This window comes from Klebsiella sp. CN_Kp097, assembly GCF_040064495.1.
GTDB lineage: Bacteria > Pseudomonadota > Gammaproteobacteria > Enterobacterales > Enterobacteriaceae > Klebsiella > Klebsiella aerogenes.
The window spans coordinates 120,206-141,510 of sequence record NZ_JBEAIL010000021.1 but is presented as its reverse complement, the minus strand read 5'-3'; the positions used below and the strand labels follow the sequence as shown (position 1 = coordinate 141,510).

Sequence of the window (21,305 nt, the reverse complement as noted above, 5' to 3'; positions counted from 1 at the left end):
TTCTGCCCTACGGGGAAGGATGAGAAGCTTCGACTAAGGTTCGACTCGAGCGTCAGCGAGAGAACGTTGCCGCAGGCAACGGCCCGAAGGGCGAGGCGCTTTAGCGCCGAGTAATCCTTCCCCCACCACCATCTCCTCATGTCATGTTCAGCTTAATCTACCTGCGATATTCTATGTTCTGCCCTACGGGGAAGGATGAGAAGCTTCGACTAAGGTTCGACTCGAGCGTCAGTGAGAGAACGTTGCCGCAGGCAACGGCCCGAAGGGCGAGGCGCTTTAGCGCCGAGTAATCCTTCCCCCACTACTGTTGCATTCTCTTTAGCCACCTGCACTGCTATCTCCTCGCTCGCGCTTCGCTTAGCGAGGCTACACACTCTCGCACTCTCTCAGCCACTTGCACTGCTATCTCCTCGCTCGCGCTTCGCTTAGCGAGGCTACAGGTGGTGCCGTTTGGTAGCCCGGACAGGTGCGCAGCACCGCCTCCGGGAAAACTCACAGCGGGGGCAATCGTCTTTTTACCGGTGAACTCTTCACCACCGACGTATTGCACTGCGCATACTCTGCGAGACCATCCAGTATCGTATCCAGCTGCGCAATATCACGGACCACAAGACGCATAACAAAACAATCCTCTCCGGTGACCTTGTCACTTTCAATACACTCCGGCATAGCCTGGATATATTTATCCACTTTTTGCAGCAATCCCGGTAGCGGTCTCACTCGTACTAATGCCTGCAGACTATATCCCAGCGCCGCCAGATTCACCCGCGCGCCATAACCCTCAATAACCCCTTTTTCCTCAAGGCGTTTTACCCGCTCGGCGGTACTCGGCGAGGTCAATCCCACCTGCGCGCTCAATACCTTGAGCGAAACTCTGGCATCTTGTGTCAGGCAGGTCAGAATAGCCCGGTCTATTTCATCAATTACGTATTCCATTTATTTCACCTAATTAATAAAGGCATTCATCTGTTTTTACCTTATTTCAGATATATCAAGCTGTCAGGCTTTTCACGACAATAATGGAAAACTTCTGGAGGTGAAATATGCAGCTTTCTCGTGGTGTCTGGCAGATGAGCCTGGCGATGATCATTTCCGGCTCGATTGGCGCATTCGTGCTGCTCTCAGGGTTGCCGGTAATCGACGTGGTTTTCTGGCGCTGTCTTATCGGCGCGGTCACATTATTGCTGTTTATTTTGTTAAGCCGGCAACCCTTCAGCCGCCTGACGCGCCTCACTCTGGCGCTGGCAGTCCTTGGCGGCGTCGCGCTGGTGATCAACTGGCTGCTGCTGTTTGCCGCCTACTCACGCGTTTCTATCGGGATGGCCACCGTGGTCTACAACACCCAGCCCTTTATGCTGGTATTACTGAGCATGATACTAGGTGAAAGGGTAAGCGCGGTAAAATGGGGATGGTTACTGCTGGCCTTCGGCGGCGTGGTGATTCTGCTATCGAGCGAACTAACTCCCACCCACGGAGACAATCTCGTTACTGGCATTGCACTGGCGTTATGCGCGGCGTTTTTTTATGCCCTGACCGCCATTATCGCCCGCAAGCTGCAGCCGCTACCGGCGCAGCATATCGCTTTTATTCAGGTTATCGTCGGTACGGTAATGCTTTTGCCGCTGGTTCATGCCCCCGAGTTTAACGGCCATTTTCCCTGGCGCTATTTGCTGATCCTCGGCATCGTCCATACCGGGATTATGTATCAACTTTTATATAGTGCAATTCAAAAGCTGCCGACGCCGGTCACTGGTTCGCTCTCGTTTATCTATCCGCTGATGGCTATCGTGGTTGACTATCTGGTTTTCCATCATGCGCTCACGCCGCTGCAGTTGGCTGGAGGGGTGCTGATTTTGTTTGCTGCGGCGGGCAACAACCTTGGCTGGGGCGAAAAAAAACCCCGCCATGGCGGGGTAAGTCAGCCGTCGCGAATGAACTAGCGACGCGCGCGCACAATCTGGTATTTGCGCGTCAGGTACTCGACCGGCGCGCTCCAGATGTGAACCAGGCGCGAGAACGGGAACAGCAGGAACAGCGTCATCCCCAGCACCAGGTGAACTCGGAAGACAAAAGCTACGCCATCGAGATGCTGCGAAGCTCCGCCGTGGAAGGTCACCACCGACTGCGCCCAGCCGACCAGTTTCATCATTTCGCTACCGTCCATATGCTGGGCGGAGAATGGAATGGTCAGCAGACCCAGCGCGCATTGCACCATCAGCAACGAGAGGATCAGGATATCCGCTGTGGTGGTGGTAGCACGAACGCGCGGGCTCAGCAGACGGCGCTTGAGCAGCAGTAAACCGCCGACCAACGTCATCACGCCGCACGCCCCGCCGGCAAACATCGCCATTTTCTGCTTCACGTCGATCGGCAGGAAGGACTCATACATCCAGTGCGGGGTCAGCATGCCGAGGAAGTGACCGGCAAAAATACCCAGGATCCCGATATGGAACAGGTTTGACGCCAGGTTCATCCCTTTACGATCCAGCATCTGACTGGAGGCGGCGCGCCAGGTGTACTGGCCGTAGTCGTAGCGCAGCCAGCTGCCAATAAGGAACACTGAACCCGCAATGTACGGATAGATGTCAAAGAAGAACATATTCAGGAAGTGCATTAGTGCTGTCCTCCGTTAGAGATATTCAAATATTGCGGGGCCACGGCTCCGGCAAAACGGCGCTGGTGAGCGGAGATGTCCGACTCGCCGCAGCCCTGGTCGGCAAAGAATTTGACCTGCTCTTCTTCCCAGACGGCATCCAGCGCCTGCGGTGTATCGTCGCGGGCCTCGTCGGCAATCTTCTCCGCCACTTTCTGGCTATCGACCTGAGTATTGGCAAGCTTCAACAGCAGCTCGAACAACACCGCATAGCGGCTCTCGCGCTGTTGCAGACGCGCGCTGAGCAGGCCAAGGATTGGCGCAACGTCCCGCAGGCCGCCAAGCGCTTCCTCTTCCGGCAACTGCGCCAGATACTCAAGGTACAGCGGCAGGTGATCCGGCAGCTCATGGCTATCCAGCAGCAGACCGTGGCGCTCGTACTGCGCCATCAGGTCGACCATCGCCTGCCCGCGATCGCGGGACTCGCCGTGAACATGTTCAAACAGCAGCAGCGAGGTGGCGCGGCCGCGGTCAAACAGCTCGCTATACGCCGATTGGGCGTCCAGCGGATCCTGAGCCACTAAATCGCGCAGGAAAACGCCCAGCGCCTGGGCATCTTCTTTGGCGAGTTTTTCCGATGACGCGAGAGCCTCGAACATCTCCTGCTGATGCTGCCATAAGGCAGCGTCAGGGTATTCGAGCAGACGCGACACAATCACGAGTTCAATCATGCGTGCGGCTCCGTTTTGCTGGTAACGTCAATGGCGTCAATGCGACGGCTGTTAAACAGGTTGAATTCGCTGTCAGAACCGTGGCAACCATCGCCGAAGGTAAAGCCGCAACCGCTCTTCTCCGGGAAAGCATCGCGGGCCTGTTCGCGATGGCTGCTCGGCACCACGAAACGATCTTCGTAGTTGGCGATGGCCAGATAACGGTACATCTCCTGCGCCTGCGCTTCGCTCAGCCCAACCTCTTCCAGCGCGCGGGTATCGACGACGCCGTCGACGGTTTCCGCACGTTTGAAGTGGCGCATCGCCAGCATACGTTTCAGCGCCAGCAGTACCGGCTGGGTATCGCCCGCGGTCAGCAGGTTCGCCAGATACTGGACTGGAATACGCAGGCTTTCTACATCCGGCAGGATCCCGTTGCTACCCAGTTCGCCCGCATCGGCGGCGGACTGAATCGGCGACAGCGGCGGCACGTACCAGACCATTGGCAAGGTGCGATATTCCGGGTGCAGCGGCAGCGCCAGCTTCCAGTCCATCGCCATTTTGTAAACCGGCGACTGCTGCGCGGCTTCAATTACGCCCTGCGGTACGCCATCTTTTAACGCCTGTTCAATCACTTTTGGATCGTTAGGATCGAGGAAGACGTCCAGTTGACGCTGATACAGATCTTTCTCATTCTCGGTGCTGGCTGCGTTTTCAATCGCGTCCGCGTCGTAGAGCAGGACACCGAGATAGCGAATACGTCCCACACAGGTTTCGGAACACACCGTCGGCATCCCGGATTCAATACGCGGGTAGCAGAAGATGCATTTCTCGGATTTCCCGCTCTTCCAGTTGAAATAGATCTTCTTGTACGGGCAGCCGGTGATGCACATACGCCAGCCGCGGCACTTATCCTGGTCGATCAGGACAATACCGTCTTCTTCACGCTTATAGATGGCACCGCTCGGGCAGGTCGCGACGCACGCCGGGTTCAGGCAGTGCTCGCATAAGCGCGGCAGATACATCATGAAGGTGTTTTCGAACTGGCCGTACATCGCCTTCTGCATGTTTTCGAAGTTCTGGTCTTTGGCGCGTTTTTCAAACTCGCCGCCGAGGATCTCTTCCCAGTTCGGGCCGCTGGTAATTTTGTCCATCCGCTGGCCGGTAATCAGCGAACGCGGACGAGCGATCGGCTGATGTTTGCTTTCCGGCGCGTTATGCAGATTCTGGTAGTCAAAATCAAACGGCTCGTAGTAATCATCGATTCCCGGCAGATGCGGGTTGGCGAAGATTTTACCCAGCAGCATCGCGCGGTTGCCCATGCGCGGCTGCAGTTTACCGTTGATTTTACGGATCCAGCCGCCTTTCCATTTTTCCTGGTTTTCCCAGTCGTTCGGGAAACCGACGCCCGGCTTACTTTCTACGTTGTTAAACCAGGCGTACTCCATCCCTTCACGACTGGTCCAGACGTTTTTGCAGGTTACGGAGCAGGTGTGGCAGCCGATGCATTTATCGAGATTCAGCACCATGCCGACTTGTGAACGAATTTTCATTTTACGCTCTCCTGTACCTGGTCATTACCTTCGCCGTCTAACCAGTTAATGTTCTTCATCTTACGTACCACAACAAACTCATCGCGGTTGGAACCGACGGTGCCATAGTAGTTAAAGCCGTACGCCAGGTGGCCGTAGCCGCCGATCATATGGGTCGGTTTTGGCGTAATACGGGTAACCGAGTTGTGGATCCCCCCGCGCTGACCGGTAACTTCAGAACCCGGCAGGTTAACGATACGTTCCTGCGCGTGGTACATCATGGTCATTCCTGCCGGTACGCGCTGGCTCACTACCGCACGCGCCGTCAGGGCGCCGTTGGCGTTGAAGACTTCGATCCAGTCGTTATCCTCGATACCCAGATCTTTCGCATCCGCTTCGCTCATCCAGACGATCGGCCCGCCGCGCGACAGAGTCAGCATCAGCAGGTTATCGCTATAAGTAGAGTGAATCCCCCACTTCTGGTGCGGCGTCAGGAAGTTCAGCGCCTTCTCCTTATTGCCGTTGGACTTCTCGCCCATCACCGCTTTCACCGAACGGGTGTCAATCGGCGGACGATAGACCAGCAGGCTTTCGCCAAAGTCGCGCATCCACTGGTGATCCTGATACAGCGACTGACGGCCGGACAGCGTACGCCACGGTATCAGCTCGTGGACGTTGGTGTAGCCAGCGTTATAGGAGACATGTTCGTCTTCCAGGCCAGACCAGGTCGGGCTGGAGATGATCTTACGCGGCTGCGCCTGAATATCGCGGAAGCGGATCTTCTCGTCTTCTTTGTTCAGCGCCAGATGCGCATGGTCGCGGCCGGTAAATTCGCTCAGCGCTTTCCACGCCTTCACAGCTACCTGACCGTTAGTTTCCGGCGCGAGAGTGAGGATCATCTCAGCGGCGTCAATAGCGGTCTCCAGCTTCGGCTGGCCTTTCGCCGGGCCTTCCGCCTTGGTGTAGTTGAGCTTACGCAGCAGGTCCATCTCGCTCTGGGTATTCCAGGCGATACCTTTACCGCCGTTGCCGATGGTTTCCAGCAGCGGGCCGATAGAGGTGAAACGCTCGTAGGTCGCCGGATAATCACGCTCGACCGGAATAATATGCGGCGCGGTTTTACCTGGGATCAGGTCACATTCGCCTTTTTTCCAGTCTTTAACGTCAAACGGCTGCGCCATTTCCGCGGCGGAATCGTGCTGAATCGGCAGCGTCACGACGTCGGTTTCTTTGCCGAGGTGGCCTACGCAGACTTCAGAGAATTTCTTAGCGATACCTTTATAGATGTCCCAGTCGCTTTTGGATTCCCAGGCCGGGTCAACGGCGGCAGACAGCGGGTGAATAAACGGATGCATATCCGAGGTATTCATATCGTCTTTTTCGTACCAGGTTGCGGTCGGCAGTACGATGTCGGAGTACAGACAGGTGCTCGACAGACGGAAGTCGAGCGTGACGACCAGATCCAGTTTGCCGTCGAGACCGTTATCCCGCCATTCGACTTCTTCCGGCTTCACGCCGCCCTGCTTGCCAAGGTCTTTGCCCTGAATACCGTTCTCGGTACCCAGCAGGTACTTGAGCATATATTCATGGCCTTTACCGGAGGAGCCCAGCAGGTTGGAACGCCAGATAAACAGGTTACGGGGATGGTTTTTACCGTTCTCCGGCTGCTCGGCCGCAAAGCGAATAGACCCCTCTTTCAGCGATTTCACGGTGTAATCGACCGGCGTCATGCCGGCTTTCTTCGCTTCGTCAGCAATACGCAGCGGGTTCACGCCCAGCTGCGGCGCCGACGGCAGCCAGCCCATACGCTCAGCGCGCACGTTGAAGTCGATCAGATGTCCGCTGTAGCGGGATTTATCCGCCATCGGCGACAGCAGTTCCTGCGCGGTGACGGTTTCATAGCGCCACTGGCTGGAGTGGTTATAGAAGTACGATGTACTGTTCATGTGGCGTGCCGGACGCTGCCAGTCAAGGCCGAACGCCAGCGGCTGCCAGCCGGTCTGCGGACGCAGTTTTTCCTGACCAACGTAGTGCGCCCAACCGCCGCCGCTCTGGCCAACGCAGCCGCAGAAGATCAGCATGTTGATCAGCCCGCGGTAGTTCATGTCCAGATGGAACCAGTGGTTCAGGCCCGCACCGACGATAATCATCGAGCGGCCATGGGTCTTATCGGCGTTATCGGCAAATTCGCGCGCGGTACGGATGATGTGCGCGCGGGATACGCCGGTGATTTTTTCTGCCCAGGCCGGAGTGTACGCCTTGACGTCATCGTAGCTGGTCGCGCAGTTTTCATCGTTCAGACCGCGTTCCAGGCCGTAGTTCGCCATGGTCAGGTCATAAACGGTAGTCACCAGCGCGGTGGAACCATCGGCCATCTGCAGGCGTTTTACCGGCAGTTTGTGCAGCAGAATGTTTTCGAGGTCGACTTTGTTGAAATGCTCGGAACCTTCGCCGCCAAAGTATGGGAAACCGACGTTGGCGATATCATCATGGCTGCCAAGCAGGCTCAGGCGCAGCTCAATTTCTTCGCCGGTTTTACCATCGCGCTGTTCGAGGTTCCACTTGCCTTTGTCGCCCCAGCGGAAACCCAGAGAACCGTTAGGTACGGTCATTTCGCCCTTCTCGTCAAAGGCGACGGTTTTCCATTCCGGATTCTGCTCCTGGCCCAGGGAGTCAACCAGGTCGGCAGCGCGCAGCATACGGCCAGCGGCATAGTAGCCGTCGCGCTCTTCGAGCATGACCAGCATCGGCATGTCGGTGTAGCGACGTACGTAATCGGTGAAGTACTGGCTCGGTTTATCGAGGTGGAACTCACGCAGCATGACGTGGCCCATCGCCAGCGCCATCGCGGCATCGGTACCCTGCTTCGGCGCCAGCCACAGATCGCAGAGCTTGGCGATTTCGGCATAGTCCGGAGTAATCGCCACGGTTTTGGTCCCTTTGTAGCGAACTTCGGTAAAGAAATGCGCGTCCGGGGTACGGGTCTGCGGGACGTTGGAGCCCCAGGCGATGATGTAGCTGGAGTTATACCAGTCGGCAGATTCCGGCACATCGGTCTGTTCGCCCCAGGTCATCGGCGAGGCTGGCGGCAGGTCGCAGTACCAGTCGTAGAAGCTCAGACAGGTACCGCCAATCAGCGACAGGTAACGGGCGCCGGACGCATAGGAAACCATCGACATCGCCGGGATCGGCGAAAAGCCTGCCACGCGGTCTGGACCGTAAGTTTTGACGGTATAGACGTTTGAAGCGGCAATCAGTTCGTTCACTTCTTTCCATGAAGAACGAACAAAACCGCCGCGACCGCGGGCCTGTTTAAAGCTTTTCGCTTTATCGGCATCTTCAATAATTGAAGCCCATGCCTCAACCGGATCGCTATGCTGAACTTTCGCTTCACGCCACATCTTCATCAGACGCTTACGCATCAGCGGATATTTCAGGCGGTTAGCGCTGTACAGATACCAGGAGTAGCTGGCGCCGCGCGGGCAGCCGCGTGGTTCATGGTTCGGCAGATCGGGGCGGGTACGCGGGTAATCAGTTTGCTGGGTTTCCCAGGTGACCAGGCCATTTTTGACATAAATTTTCCAGCTGCATGAGCCGGTGCAGTTCACACCGTGAGTGGAACGCACGATTTTGTCATGCTGCCAACGCTGGCGGTATCCATCCTCCCAATCCCGGTTGGTTTTAAGAAGCTGGCCGTGCCCATCGGCAAAGGTTTCACCCTTCTGTTTGAAGTAGCGAAACCGGTCCAGAAATTTACTCATCGGGTTTCTCCTGATATGGAGCCTGACGGCTCTCTGATAAATCGACATTGCTGGATTTGCAGCGAAAATAGCGCCATGCCGGAAGAGGAGAATTGATGGCGATCAATGCGAAATAGCTTATAAATCCGCACCCAACCCGCAGATACCACCAAAGTAGTAACGATATTTATTAAATATCCAATTGTTTTATAAGGATTATTTTAAATATGACAGAATGTTAACCGGGATTTATGCCACGCTTAGGTATTAAGTGGTAGATGACGTACCGATAGTTATTTCCCTGAATTCAACAGCTTTGCACAAGTAAAAGTATGTTGTAACTAACAACAAATAATAAAAAGGGCGCACCCTGTGGCGCGCCCTGTCACTTCACATTAAGAAAAGACTTATTTCTGTTTACGGCCGTATACCGCCCAGGTGATTACTACGCAGGCAATATAAAAAACGAGGAAGACTTTCATTGCCCCGGCCGGCGAGCCGGTCAGATCAAGCGAAATACCGAACGCTTTCGGAATAAAGAAACCACCGATCGCGCCAATCGCCGAAATAAAGCCCAACGCCGCGGCGGTATCCGTCGCCGCTTCACGCATCGCTTGCGCTTCGCTGCCACCCTGCGCTTTCACACGGTCCATCGTAAGCTTACGGAAGATCACGGAAATCATCTGGAAGGTAGAGGCGCTGCCCAGCCCGGCGGTCAGGAACAGCACCATAAATACCGCGAAGAAGGCGATGAAGTTGCCGCCCTGACCATTTGTCGGCAGAGTCAGGAACAGTAACGCGCAGAAAATAGCCATCACCACGAAGTTCACCAGCGTTACGCGGGTCCCGCCGAGACGGTCGGAAATCGCCCCGCCCATCGAGCGCGCCAGCGCGCCAATAAACGGACCGAAGAAGGCGTAGTGCAGAATCTGCACGTCCGGGAACTGGGTTTTTGACAGCATCGCAAACCCGGCGGAGAAACCGATAAAGGAACCAAAGGTCGCCAGATACAGCAGCGCCATAATCCACAGATGCAGGCGTTTAAGTACCGGCAACTGTTCGCTCAGCGATGCTTTTGAGGCCGACAGATCGTTCATAAAGAACCACGCGGCCAGGGTAAAGATGATCAGGAATGGAACCCAGATCCACGCGGCGTTTTCCAGATACAGCATTGAGCCATCCGGCTGCTCGCTACCGCTACCGCCAAAAACGGCAAAAATAGAAATCGAGACTACCAGCGGCGCAACCAGCTGCATCACGCTGACGCCCATGTTACCCAGACCGCCGTTAACCCCCAGCGCGCCGCCCTGCTTTTCTTTCGGGAAGAAGAAGCTGATGTTCGCCATACTGGAAGCAAAGTTAGCGCCGGCAAAGCCGCACAGCAGAGAGATAATCACGAACACGCTAAACGGTGTGGAAGTATCCTGTACCGCAAAGCCAAGCCAAACGCACGGAATAATCATGATACCGGTACTGAACGCCGTCCAGCGGCGGCCGCCGAACAGCGGGACCATAAAGGCATAAGGTACGCGCAGCAGCGCGCCGGAAAGCGCTGGCAATGCGGTTAACATAAACAGCTGATCGGTAGTGAACTGAAAACCCACTTTATTGAGGTTTACCGCGACGGCGCTAAACAACATCCAGACGCAGAACGCCAGTAAAAGACAGGGAACGGAGATCCATAAATTGCGGCTCGCCACACGGTGGCCGCGCTGTTGCCAAAACTCAGGATCTTCAGGACGCCAGTCGGTGATGACTGAGCTGCTAGCCTTCTCCGGGATTGAAGATTGACTCATAGATACCTCTGATTATTCATATTTCCTGATGCTACCTTAGGGGTTGCTCAAGGCTGTAAGTTGATATAAATCAAAGGAAAAGCGCGAGCCATTTTGTACAAAAATAAATCATGCTCCGAAGTGAGTAGATAATTATGAGAAAAAAAGTGTGGTTTTTCACGCGACTGCTGGGTTCGTGGTTATCCCTCCCACCACGCCACCTACCACCGACAATTAAGGGGTAATCCCTTAGGGGTATGGGTATACTCCAGGGGATAGCCGAGAATAAGCGCCACTCCCGGAGAGATGACCCATCAGGAGCCACCCATTCCATGTTAAAACGTTTGTTTACGCCGCTCACATTGGTTAATCAGTTGGCGTTAATCGTACTGCTCGCCACCATTATTGGCGTGGCCGGTATGGCGATATCCGCCCGCCTGGTGCATGGAGTGCAGGGCAGCGCCCACGCCATTAACAAGGCAGGCTCGTTGCGTATGCAGAGTTACCGCCTGCTGGCGGCTATTCCGCTGACGGCCAACGATCAAAAGCTGTTTAACGATATGACCGCTACCGTATTTAGCCCGGAGTTGCAATACTCCGCGCGTCGTGACGGCCAGGAAGTACAGCTGAAAGCGCTGCAGCAATATTGGCAGTTGTCGCTGGGACCGGGCATGAAACAGGCCGTCAGGCAAAGCGACGTGGCACAGGATGTCGCCGACTTTGTCGACCGTATTGACCAGTTGGTTACCGCTTTCGACCACACCACCGAACAGCGTATCGAGCGCGTGGTCTGGATCCACCGCATCCTCGCCATCGGCATGGCGCTGCTGCTGATCTTTACCATTATCTGGCTGCGCGCCCGCCTGCTGCGGCCATGGAAACAGTTACTGGGTATGGCGCGGGCGGTCAGCCAGCGCGATTTTACCCAGCGCGCGCACATCAGCGGTCGCAACGAAATGGCGACCCTCGGCATGGCGTTGAATAACATGTCGGAAGAGCTGGCGGAAAGCTACGCCGTGCTTGAACGGCGGGTACAGGAAAAGACCGCCGGCCTCGAGCAGAAAAACGAGATCCTGGCCTTTTTATGGCAGGCCAACCGTCGGTTACACTCCAGCGCCCCGCTGTGCGAGCGCATCTCACCGGTGCTGAACGGTCTGCAGGGGCTGACGCTGTTACGAGATATTGAAGTGCGGGTGTATGACCTCGAGGATGAAGACAATCATCAGGAGTTTGCCTGCCACTCCGATATCGAATGCGATGATAAAGGCTGCTATCTATGTCCGCGCGATCTTCCCCCGCTGCCGGATGGCGGCACAACGCTGAAATGGCGACTATCAGACGCGCATAACCAGTATGGCATCCTGCTGGCAACGCTGCCGGTTGGCCGCCACCTGAGCCACGACCAACAGCAACTGGTCGACACGCTGGTGGAGCAGTTGACCAGCACCCTGGCGCTGGATCGCCATCAGGAAAAACAGCAGCAGCTCATCGTGATGGAAGAGCGTGCCACCATCGCCCGCGAGCTTCACGACTCTATCGCCCAGTCGCTCTCGTGCATGAAGATGCAGGTAAGCTGTCTGCAGATGCAGGGCGATAGCCTGCCGGATGAAAGCCGGCTGCTGTTGGGGCAGATCCGCAACGAACTCAATACCTCCTGGGCGCAGCTAAGGGAGCTGTTAACCACCTTCCGCCTGCAGCTTACCGAGGCGGGTCTGCGCCCGGCGCTGGAGGCCAGTTGTCAGGAGTACAGCGCGCACTTTGGTTTCACGGTACAACTGGATTACCAGTTGCCGCCGCGCTTTGTCCCGTCGCATCAGGCGATTCACCTGCTGCAGATCGCCCGCGAGGCGTTAAGCAATGCGTTGAAGCATGCTAACGCGACGGAAGTCATCGTGACCGTGTCACAACGCGATAATCAGGTACGTTTAGTCGTTGCCGATAACGGCCGCGGCGTACCGGAAAACGCGGAGCGAAGTAACCATTACGGTTTAATTATTATGCGGGATCGCGCGCAAAGCTTGCGCGGCGACTGTCAGGTGCGCCGCCGGGAGACCGGCGGTACCGAAGTCGTGGTGACATTTATCCCGGAAAAATCGTTTTCAATCCAATAAGGAGAACCCTATGAGTCAACAGGAACGGGCAACCATCCTTCTCATTGATGATCATCCCATGCTGCGCACTGGCGTAAAGCAACTGGTTAGCATGGCGCCGGACATTCAGGTTATCGGCGAAGCCAGTAATGGCGAACAAGGTATCGAACTGGCGGAATCGCTGGATCCGGACCTGATTCTACTGGACCTTAATATGCCAGGGATGAACGGCCTCGAAACGCTCGACAAGCTGCGGGAAAAATCGCTCTCCGGCCGCGTGGTGGTATTCAGCGTCTCCAATCATGAAGAGGACGTAGTGACCGCCCTGAAACGCGGCGCCGACGGCTACCTGCTGAAAGATATGGAACCAGAAGATCTGCTGAAAGCGCTGCAGCAGGCCGCTGCAGGCGAAATGGTATTAAGCGAAGCGTTAACCCCGGTACTGGCCGCCAGCCTGCGCGCTAATCGTGCAACGTCCGACCGCGACATCAGCCAGTTGACCCCGCGCGAGCGTGATATTCTGAAGCTGATTGCCCAGGGCCTGCCGAACAAAATGATTGCCCGCCGCCTGGATATCACCGAAAGCACCGTTAAAGTGCATGTGAAACACATGCTGAAGAAAATGAAGCTGAAATCACGGGTTGAAGCCGCCGTCTGGGTTCACCAGGAACGGATCTTCTAAGGCGATTCCGTCCAGGAAACGTCGGGAGCCGTAAACGTCACCAGCGGCTCGGTCAGCGCCAGTGCGATCTCATTGGAAGAGACGCGCTGACCCGATTTATCTTCAACCACCACCGACAGACGCCAGCGATTCACCGCGCCCGGCTCGCTGTTCCACACCGGCATAATGATGCTCCAGCCATCCGCACTGTTGGCATTAACCGGCGGCGTCAGGCTTAGCGCCTGAGTGTCCCCCTGCCAATGCAGCGATTTAATGCCGTGCAGGCTATTAATTTGCAACTTCAGCTGTACCGTTTCGCCGGAGTGCAGATCCCACGGCGGAGTCGCCAGATAGACCGTCAGATTCTTACGCTGTCGATACTCCACTACCGGCAGATTATCGCGTTCCGGGCTATCGTAGCGGCTGCCGCGTAGCGAGTTGCTGATAGCCACTTCATCCGCCGCCAGTTGCTGTTTCAGCGGAACCCCAAAACGATAATTCAGCTTCAGGCCGACATTATTCTGGCTGACGCCATTTTCACCCTGTTTGTGTTTAGCGGTGACCGTCACCAACGGTACCGGGGTGTAATTCAGTCCCACCGAAACCGCCACCGGATTATGGTATCCGGTACCGGAATGAAACAGATCGACACTATCGCCGAAGTACTGTTCGACGCTGACGCTGGTATTGATGTGCTGATAAAACGGCAATCGCGCCTGGGCAGTTACGTCATAGCCAACGGCCATCCGCTGCTCCTGGGTCTGATTTTCGCGTAACTGCCAGTCGCCGAGTGGGTGGTAATAGTTGGCCGATAAGCGCAAATACTCGCCCCAGGCTTCCGCGCCGATGCTGCCGCGCGCCAGGCTCTCGCTGAGCACTTTGTCGTAAAACGAGTTATAACCCAGCAGCCAGCTACCGACACGCCAGCGCTGGCCGAGCCCAACATTGCCAACCAGATCGTTCTCGCGCCGGGTAACCGAATATTGATTCCAGGTGAGGTAACGCTCATTGTCCTGCAGCGGCACAAACCAGCTACCCTTGCTGCCGGTGAAGTTACCCTCTTTATCCACCAACAGGTCGATATTGGCATTACCCCACGGCGACAGCCAGTTTTCCAGTTGATGGCTGAACTCATTGCCGATTTTGCTGATGGCGAACATCCGCGCCTGCTCGCCGGTGGTGAGTCCGTTATCGCTCATGCTGGCTTCGCCGAATTTCTTGGCCATCTCGGCGAAATGTTTGGCATCGTCGTCGACCTGCGGCGCTATTCCTAAATCGGGCAGCGTCGTTTGCGGCGGCATACTGTTATCGTTAGCAATCAGCGCCCAGGCGGGAGCGCCTGTCAGCAGCAGGAGAAGCGTCAGTGATGGGGTTAAGCGGTACGGCAAAGGCATCAAACGAATTAACGTAAGCTCACGGGGAATAACAACATCACGTTAGTTTATCGTTTTTTACCCTTCCCCGCAGCCCTGTGGGCCATTCCAGGAATAAACTGAAACCGGTTGGCGTTTGCTTTCCCCGATCATCAAACCGGCGTTCGGGTTTGATTAGCCGCCAGCAGCGCTTTGAGTTCCGGAATACAGGAACCACAGTTGGTGCCACACTTGAGCTTCGCGCCAAGCGCCTCTACGCTGACGCAGCCGCCGGCAATAGCCTCGCCGATCTGCCGCTCGCCGATACTAAAGCAACTACAGATAGTCTGCCCACGCGGCGCGCTGTCGCCGCCCTTACGGCCGCTGAGCAACGCATGGCGTAGCCCGGCGGTCTGCGGCGGCGTCCGAAACGCCGTATACAGCCATTCAGCATCGATTTGCGGCGGCTTAATATCGCTCCAGCAGCCGAGCATCAATTGCCCGTCGTGCCAGGCCAGTAGGTTCCACAGCCCGCCGCCCTCGGCAATTTGCAACTGCCATCCCTGCTTGCGACACCACTCGGTCAGCCAGCTTTGCGGGCCGGTATCCGCGGCCAGCGACAAATGGCTAAGCCCTACCGCCGCCCGTCGCCGCCAGTGCAGCGAGGATGGCAACGGTAAGGGCTCGCGAGATAATAGCTCCCCTTGCCACGCCGGCCGCCACGGCGCTATCGCCACCGCCGACTGCTTGCTCTCCGGCTGGCCGGAATGCGGATCGGTGACCGCCGCCAGTAAATTATTGACCCGTCCCTGACGGGCAAACTGATTATTCCAATGCATGGGCACAAAGAGCGAACCGGCGCGCTGCCCTTCGCTGACTATCACCTTCGCAATCATCACGCCGTGGCGCGACCAGACGCGAGCCAGTTCTCCCTCACGTAATTGAAAGCGACGCGCATCGGCAGGCGCCACCTCGACGACCGGTTCGGCAATGTGCTGCATCAACCGCGGTATTTCGCCGGTGCGGGTCATGGTATGCCACTGATCGCGAATACGTCCGCTATTGAGGATTAATGGATAAAATGCCTCGGTCTGCGCCCGGGTCGGCTGCGGCGACACCGGCACCATCCGCAACCTGCCGTCGCCGTGCCAGCCCTCCGTTAACCGCCAGGGCGCGGCGCTGCGGCTCACCGGCCAGCGCACCGGCGCCAGGGCATCCCACGCCTCCCGGCTGAGGTCCGCCAGCCCGCCAATATCAAACGCCCGCTGACCGTCATTTTCAAACCCTGAGAGCGCCGCGTGTTCACAAAATACCTCATGCGGATGTTGCCATGAAAAAGCCCGGGCATAACCTAATTCGGCGGCGAGACGGGAAATGATCCACCAGTCGGCTTTCGCCTCCCCCGGCGGCGGCAAAAAAGCCCGCTGACGCGAAATTCGCCGCTCCGAGTTGGTCACGGTACCGTTTTTTTCGCCCCATGCCAGCGCCGGAAAGCGGATATGGGCAAAGCGCCCCGTATCAGTATTGGCGGCGACATCGGAGACCATCACCAGCGGACACCTGGACAGCGCCTGACTCACCGCGTGGCTATCGGGCAGTGAGACCACCGGATTGGTCCCCATAATCCACACCGCTTTAACCTCGCCGCGTCCAATCGCGGCGAAGAGTTCGACGGCGGTTAGCCCCGGCGTCTGCGCCAGTCGCTCGCTGCCCCAAAAGCGCGCTAATCGCTGCAGGTCCTGCGGCTCAAAATTCATATGCGCCGCCAGCATCGTCGCTAGCCCCCCCACTTCACGCCCGCCCATAGCGTTGGGTTGACCGGTCAGCGAAAACGGCCCGCAGCCGCGGCGGGCAAATTTCCCGCTGGCAAGATGGACATTGATAATCGCGTTGCACTTATCGCTGCCGCTGGCGGACTGATTAATTCCCATGGTGTACAGCGTGATGGCGCGCGGCGCAGCGATAAAATCACGATAAAAGCGAGCCACTTGCTCCGGCGCCAGGCCGCAGAAAGCGGCCGCTTTTTCCACGCTCCATTGCGCGGCGATGGTCAGCGCCTGCCGCTGGTCGCGAAAACCCGCCGCCATTTCACCGCTGGCGGCAATGGCATTTAGCAGGCCGACAAATAGCCCGCCATCGCTACCGGGCGCCAACGCCAGATGATCGTCGGCAATATCACAGGTCGCGGTGCGTCGCGGATCCACCACCACGATCCGCAACCGCGGATTATCGCGTTTCGCCTGCGCCAACCGCTGATAGAGAACCGGATGCGCCCAGGCGGCGTTGGAGCCCACCAGCACCACCAGATCGCTCTGCTCGACATCTTCATAGCTGCACGGCACGACGTCCGCGCCGAGCGCCCGCTTATAGCCGGTGACCGCCGATGACATACATAACCGCGAATTCGTATCGATATTGGCGGCGCCGATAAAGCCCTTCATCAGCTTGTTGGCGGCGTAATAATCCTCAGTTAACAGCTGACCGGAAGCGTAAAACGCCACCGCCTGCGGGCCGTAGCGCTCAATAATGTCGCGCAGACGTGAACCCGCCTCCGCCAGCGCCTGCGGCCAGCCGACCGCCCGGCCATCGACTTCAGGGTGTAATAACCGCCCGCTAAGCGAGGTCGTTTCCCCAAGCGCTGCCCCTTTTACGCACAAGCGGCCAAAGTTAGCGGGATGGTTTTCATCGCCGCGAACCGTGACGGTTCCACTGGGTTCAACGCGGGCGATAACTCCGCAGCCGACGCCGCAGTATGGACAGGTGGTTCGGGTTTCGCTCATCAGCTCGCCTCCGCGCGCAGCAGCAATGCCTGGTTGCCGACCCACACTTTGCCCTGTTCGATCTTCACCGGCCACGCGCGCACCGACGGCTCGCCGCTGTCGTACAAGCGACCATCTCGCAAGCGAATCCGCTGTTTATACAGCGGCGAAATAACGATCGGCTCGCCGCCCGCGTCGCCTAAAATGCCGCGCGATAACACGTTGGCCTCGCTGCCGGGTTCCTGGTTATCCAGTGCATAAACTTGCTCGCCGAAGCGGAACAGCGCAATCTGCCGCTCGCCGAGGCGCGCGCCGATCCCCGCCTGCGGCGGAATCGCATCCAGATCGCAGATCGCCTGCCACGGCCGCGACGGCAGGGCCGGTTGCCCAAGCCCTTGCGGCGCCACCAGCTGCGGCTGACCGCGCAGGATTTGCCGCTGCACCGCCTCATCGGCCTCATCGCTGTTAACGTAGGAACGGAATAGCGCCAGCCGCTGTGGATCGTTCAGGGTGGTCTGCCATTCGCACTGGTAGCTATCCACCACCCGCGCCATCTCCTGCTCCAGCTCATCGCCGATACCGAGACTATCGTGCAAGATCACCTCGCGTAGATACGCCACGCCGCCTTCAAGGTTATCCATCCAGCTACTGGTGCGCTGCAGGCGGTCGGCGGTGCGAATATAAAACATCAACAACCGATCGACGGTACGGATTAGGCTGGCGTCATCAAGGTCACTCGCAAAGAGGTCCGCATGGCGCGGTTTCATCCCGCCGTTGCCGCAGACGTAAAGATTCCAGCCCTTTTCAGTCGCAATAACCCCAATGTCTTTACCTTGCGCTTCGGCACATTCGCGGGTACAGCCCGAGACCGCCATTTTGATTTTATGCGGCGCGCGCAGCCCCTTGTAACGATGTTCAAGCCTTACCGCCAGCCCCGTTGAATCCTGAACCCCATAGCGGCACCAGGTCGAGCCGACGCAGGATTTTACCGTGCGTAATGATTTGCCGTAGGCGTGTCCGGTTTCAAATCCCGCCGCCGCCAGCTCGCGCCAGATGTCCGGCAGTTGCTCCAGCCGCGCGCCAAACAGGTCGATACGCTGTCCTCCGGTCACTTTACTGTACAGCTGGTAACGTTTGGCGATCTGGCCGATAGCGATAAGCCCGTCCGGCGTAACTTCGCCTGCGGCCATCCGCGGCACCACCGAGTAAGTACCGTCTTTCTGAATATTGGCGAAGTAGCGATCGTTGGTGTCCTGCAGCGGCAGATGCGCCGGTTTCAGCAGATACTCATTCCAGCAGGAGGCCAGTACCGACGCCACCAGCGGTTTACACACTTCACAGCCGTGGCCCTGCCCGTAACGGCTAATGAGCTGATCGAAGGTATGGATGTGGTTGACTCGTACCAGATGATAGATCTCCTGCCGCGACCACGGAAAATGCTCGCAGATATCTTTTTTAACCTCGACGCCCTGCCCGGCAAGCTGGTGTTCCATCACCTGTTTGACCAGCGCACTACAGCCGCCGCAGCCGGTCGCCGCTTTAGTGCAGCTTTTGATTGCCGCCATATCACCCGCTCCGGCGCTGACCGCCTGACAAATGTCCCCCTTACTGACGTTATGGCAAGAGCAAATCTGCGCGCTATCCGGCAGTGCCGCCACGCCCAGCGCTTTCGTCGTGGCCCCATCCATGGCAGGGAGGATCAGACTTTCCGGACGAGACGGTAGCGCCATGCCGTTCAGCATCATCTGCAACAGCGTCGCGTAGTCACCGGCATCGCCCACCAATACGCCGCCCAGCAGCGTTTTGCCATCAGCGCTGACAACGATCTTTTTGTAGATCTGCCGCGGACCATCGGTCCATTGATAGCTCTGGCAACCAGCTGTACGTCCGTGAGCATCGCCAAACGACGCTACATCCACGCCGAGCAGTTTGAGTTTGGTGCTCATATCGGCACCGCTAAAGCGGGCGGTTTCGCCGGCCAACTGCGCCGCCGCGGTGCGCGCCATGTGGTAGCCCGGCGCCACCAGGCCATAAATTTTGTTGTCCCACAGCGCGCATTCGCCAATCGCCAATATATCTGCGTCCGAGGTCCGGCAGTGGTCATCGATACCGATACCGCCGCGTTCGCCGATTGCCAGGCCTGCGCCGCGCGCCAGCGCATCCTGCGGGCGGATCCCGGCGGAAAAGACCACCATATCGGTCTGCAGCGTGCCGCCATCGGCGAAGTTAAGCTGCAGCCCGTCGGCGGTGCGCACTATCGCCGTCGTCGCTTTGCTGGTGTGCACGCCAACCTCCAGATCGAGAATTTTCTCCCGCAGCATCGCCGCGCCGCCGTTATCCAGCTGCACCGCCATCAGGTTGGCGGCGAACTCCACCACATGGGTCTTAAGCCCCAACTGTTTTAACGCGTTGGCGGCTTCCAGCCCCAACAGCCCGCCTCCAATGACCACCCCGCTCTGCGCAGTGGCGGCGCGGGCGGCAATGCGGTCAAGATCGTCAAGCGTACGATAGACGAAGCAGCCTTCTTCATCGTTACCGGGGATTGGCGGCACGAAGGGATAGGAGCCGGTCGCCAGCACCAGCTTATCCCAATGGGTTTCATGGCCGTGGGCATCGCGCACGATTCGCGCCGGACGATCGATTTCCGCGATCGTCTCTCCTAGCCGCAGCTCAATGCCGTACTGGCTAAAAAAGTTTCCCTCTACCAGCGATAGCGACTCTGCGCTGCGCCCGGCGAAATATTCCGAGAGATGAACCCGGTCATAGGCGGCATAGCGCTCTTCGCCAAAAACCACGATACGGTACTGCTGGTGCAGGTTCCGGCTCACGCATTGCTCAAGAAAATGGTGGCCGACCATGCCGTGTCCGACCAGCACTAATACAGGTTTAGTCATCGTCATTTTTCCTGCAGCCCGCGGCTGCGTTATAGAAGGGTCAAAAAGCCACTCCGCTGAAGGGGACCTATCGCTGCCGAGCAGCGCGGTAAGCGGCGCCGCCTGCTGGCAGTCGCCCAGCAGCAGCACGCCGTGCAACCGGCCATCGCGGATCAGCAGGCGACGGTAGTGGCGATCGATGGGGTCCCAACTGCTGTAGATCTGGTCCTGCTCGCCGGCCCGCTGTTCGCCGGCGCTAAAAAACTCGATACCGGTGACCTTCAGCCGGGTGCCGCCGTCCTGCCAGCTGAATTCTTCGCCGGGAGCCCCGCACAGGCGTTCAACTAACACATCGGCCTGGCGCAAGCAGGGAGCCACCAGCCCCCAGGTTTGGCCGTCAATCTCACAACACTCGCCGATAGCGCTGATCCCCGGCAGCGAGGTCGCCATCCGTCGGTCGACGATAATCCCCCGCTGGCAGGCTACGCCGCTGCGCGCCGCCAGACGGATATCCGGCCGCACTCCGGTGGCCAACACCACCCGGCTGGCGGCAAAAGCGCGCCCGTCCTCCAGCCGCACATGCTGCTCGTCAATAGCGGCAATTCGGCTCTCCAGCTCGCAGCGGATGCCGCGTGCCTCAAGCTGTTGTTTTAACTGTTCCGCGGCAAAAGCATCGGTAAGCGGCTCCATCAAACCGCTACCGCGATGGAGTAGCGTCACTTCCCCACCGTGACGGCGCAGCGCCGCCGCGACCTCCACGCCCAATACGCCACCGCCGATTACCACCGCCGGGCCGGGGATTGCCAGGATGTCTTTAACATCCGCCAGGGTGCGAAAGGCGAATACCTGCGGGCGCTCAATACCCGGCAGCGACGGGATAAACGGCTGCGACCCGGTGGCGAACACCAGTTCATCCCATTCCAGCCAGTCGCCGCCGACGCGCAGCCTCCGCCCCGCGACATCCACTTCGCTGACCGCCTCGCCAAGCCGCACGCGGACACCATGCTGTGCGTACCACTCCGTCGGCAGCAGTTGGATTTGCGCCGCCGTTTTTTCCCCGCCGAGTACCGGCGAGAGCTGAATGCGGTTGTAGGCCGGCTGCGGTTCATCGCCGATAAGCGTGATGATGAAACGCCCCTGCGCGCGCGCCGCCAGCTTCTCTGCCAGCCGGGTTGCCGCCATACCGTTGCCGATAATTACCAGTCGCCGCATCATTCCGC

General features: G+C 57.9%; 12 protein-coding genes and 2 other RNA genes. 5 read left to right on the top strand and 9 right to left on the bottom strand.

Translation table 11 applies throughout. The annotated features are described in order from the left end of the window. Together ABLV07_RS18475 and ABLV07_RS18470 are read left to right on the top strand one after the other, a co-directional pair. Positions 1-131: non-coding RNA, RtT sRNA (locus ABLV07_RS18475), on the top strand. 43 nt (positions 132-174) lie between these two features. After that, a non-coding RNA gene (locus ABLV07_RS18470) (RtT sRNA) lies at positions 175-307 on the top strand. A gap of 185 nt (positions 308-492) precedes the next feature. Here ABLV07_RS18470 and ABLV07_RS18465 read toward each other — a convergent pair. Beyond that, the gene (locus ABLV07_RS18465; RefSeq protein ID WP_015367081.1) at positions 493-936 is read right to left on the bottom strand and encodes an Lrp/AsnC family transcriptional regulator; all 444 of its coding nucleotides are present in this window, start codon (positions 934-936) and stop codon (positions 493-495) included. Positions 937-1,043: 107 nt separating this feature from the next. Here ABLV07_RS18465 and ABLV07_RS18460 point away from each other — a divergent pair, with 107 nt between their 5' ends. Next, entirely contained in the window at positions 1,044-1,940 is an 897-nt protein-coding gene (locus tag ABLV07_RS18460) for a DMT family transporter (protein WP_047041474.1), read from the top strand. Here the strand turns inward: ABLV07_RS18460 and narI are convergent. The 5 genes from narI to ABLV07_RS18435 all read right to left on the bottom strand — a co-directional run bounded on the left by narI (position 1,937) and on the right by ABLV07_RS18435 (position 10,371). Then, positions 1,937-2,614 carry a respiratory nitrate reductase subunit gamma gene (gene narI / locus ABLV07_RS18455; protein WP_015367083.1) on the bottom strand — a complete coding sequence of 226 codons (678 nt, stop codon included), beginning with the start codon at positions 2,612-2,614 and terminating at the stop codon, positions 1,937-1,939. The two genes, ABLV07_RS18460 and narI, sit on opposite strands and share 4 nt — an antisense overlap. Continuing rightward, positions 2,614-3,324: a nitrate reductase molybdenum cofactor assembly chaperone gene (gene narJ, locus ABLV07_RS18450; RefSeq protein ID WP_015367084.1), complete on the bottom strand. Its 711-nt coding sequence runs from the start codon at positions 3,322-3,324 to the stop codon at positions 2,614-2,616. Before narJ ends, narI begins: the two co-directional genes overlap by 1 nt. Further along, positions 3,321-4,856, bottom strand: a complete 1,536-nt coding sequence (gene narH / locus ABLV07_RS18445; RefSeq protein WP_015367085.1) for a nitrate reductase subunit beta — start codon at positions 4,854-4,856, stop codon at positions 3,321-3,323. Before narH ends, narJ begins: the two co-directional genes overlap by 4 nt. After that, complete coding sequence (locus tag ABLV07_RS18440; protein WP_015367086.1) at positions 4,853-8,596, bottom strand: nitrate reductase subunit alpha; 3,744 nt, start codon at positions 8,594-8,596, stop codon at positions 4,853-4,855. The genes narH and ABLV07_RS18440 overlap by 4 nt, the downstream gene beginning before the upstream one ends. A 386-nt stretch (positions 8,597-8,982) precedes the next feature. After that, complete coding sequence (locus ABLV07_RS18435) at positions 8,983-10,371, bottom strand: NarK family nitrate/nitrite MFS transporter (protein WP_015705095.1); 1,389 nt, start codon at positions 10,369-10,371, stop codon at positions 8,983-8,985. A 311-nt stretch (positions 10,372-10,682) separates the two neighbouring features. Between ABLV07_RS18435 and narX the strand changes: the two genes are divergently transcribed. Together narX and narL are read left to right on the top strand one after the other, a co-directional pair. Beyond that, positions 10,683-12,461 carry a nitrate/nitrite two-component system sensor histidine kinase NarX gene (narX, locus tag ABLV07_RS18430; RefSeq protein WP_015367089.1) on the top strand — a complete coding sequence of 593 codons (1,779 nt, stop codon included), beginning with the start codon at positions 10,683-10,685 and terminating at the stop codon, positions 12,459-12,461. A gap of 10 nt (positions 12,462-12,471) precedes the next feature. After that, positions 12,472-13,122 carry a two-component system response regulator NarL gene (gene narL, locus ABLV07_RS18425; protein WP_015705094.1) on the top strand — a complete coding sequence of 217 codons (651 nt, stop codon included), beginning with the start codon at positions 12,472-12,474 and terminating at the stop codon, positions 13,120-13,122. Here the strand turns inward: narL and ABLV07_RS18420 are convergent. The 3 genes from ABLV07_RS18420 to nirB all read right to left on the bottom strand — a co-directional run bounded on the left by ABLV07_RS18420 (position 13,119) and on the right by nirB (position 21,300). Beyond that, positions 13,119-14,495, bottom strand: coding sequence for a YchO/YchP family invasin (locus tag ABLV07_RS18420; protein ID WP_032711419.1), 1,377 nt, complete (start codon positions 14,493-14,495; stop codon positions 13,119-13,121). The two genes, narL and ABLV07_RS18420, sit on opposite strands and share 4 nt — an antisense overlap. Before the next feature lie 131 nt (positions 14,496-14,626). Continuing rightward, positions 14,627-17,233 carry a nitrate reductase gene (locus ABLV07_RS18415; protein ID WP_045410875.1) on the bottom strand — a complete coding sequence of 869 codons (2,607 nt, stop codon included), beginning with the start codon at positions 17,231-17,233 and terminating at the stop codon, positions 14,627-14,629. Next, positions 17,233-21,300 carry a nitrite reductase large subunit NirB gene (gene nirB, locus ABLV07_RS18410; RefSeq protein WP_163374434.1) on the bottom strand — a complete coding sequence of 1,356 codons (4,068 nt, stop codon included), beginning with the start codon at positions 21,298-21,300 and terminating at the stop codon, positions 17,233-17,235. The genes ABLV07_RS18415 and nirB overlap by 1 nt, the downstream gene beginning before the upstream one ends. Positions 21,301-21,305: the final 5 nt, after the last annotated feature.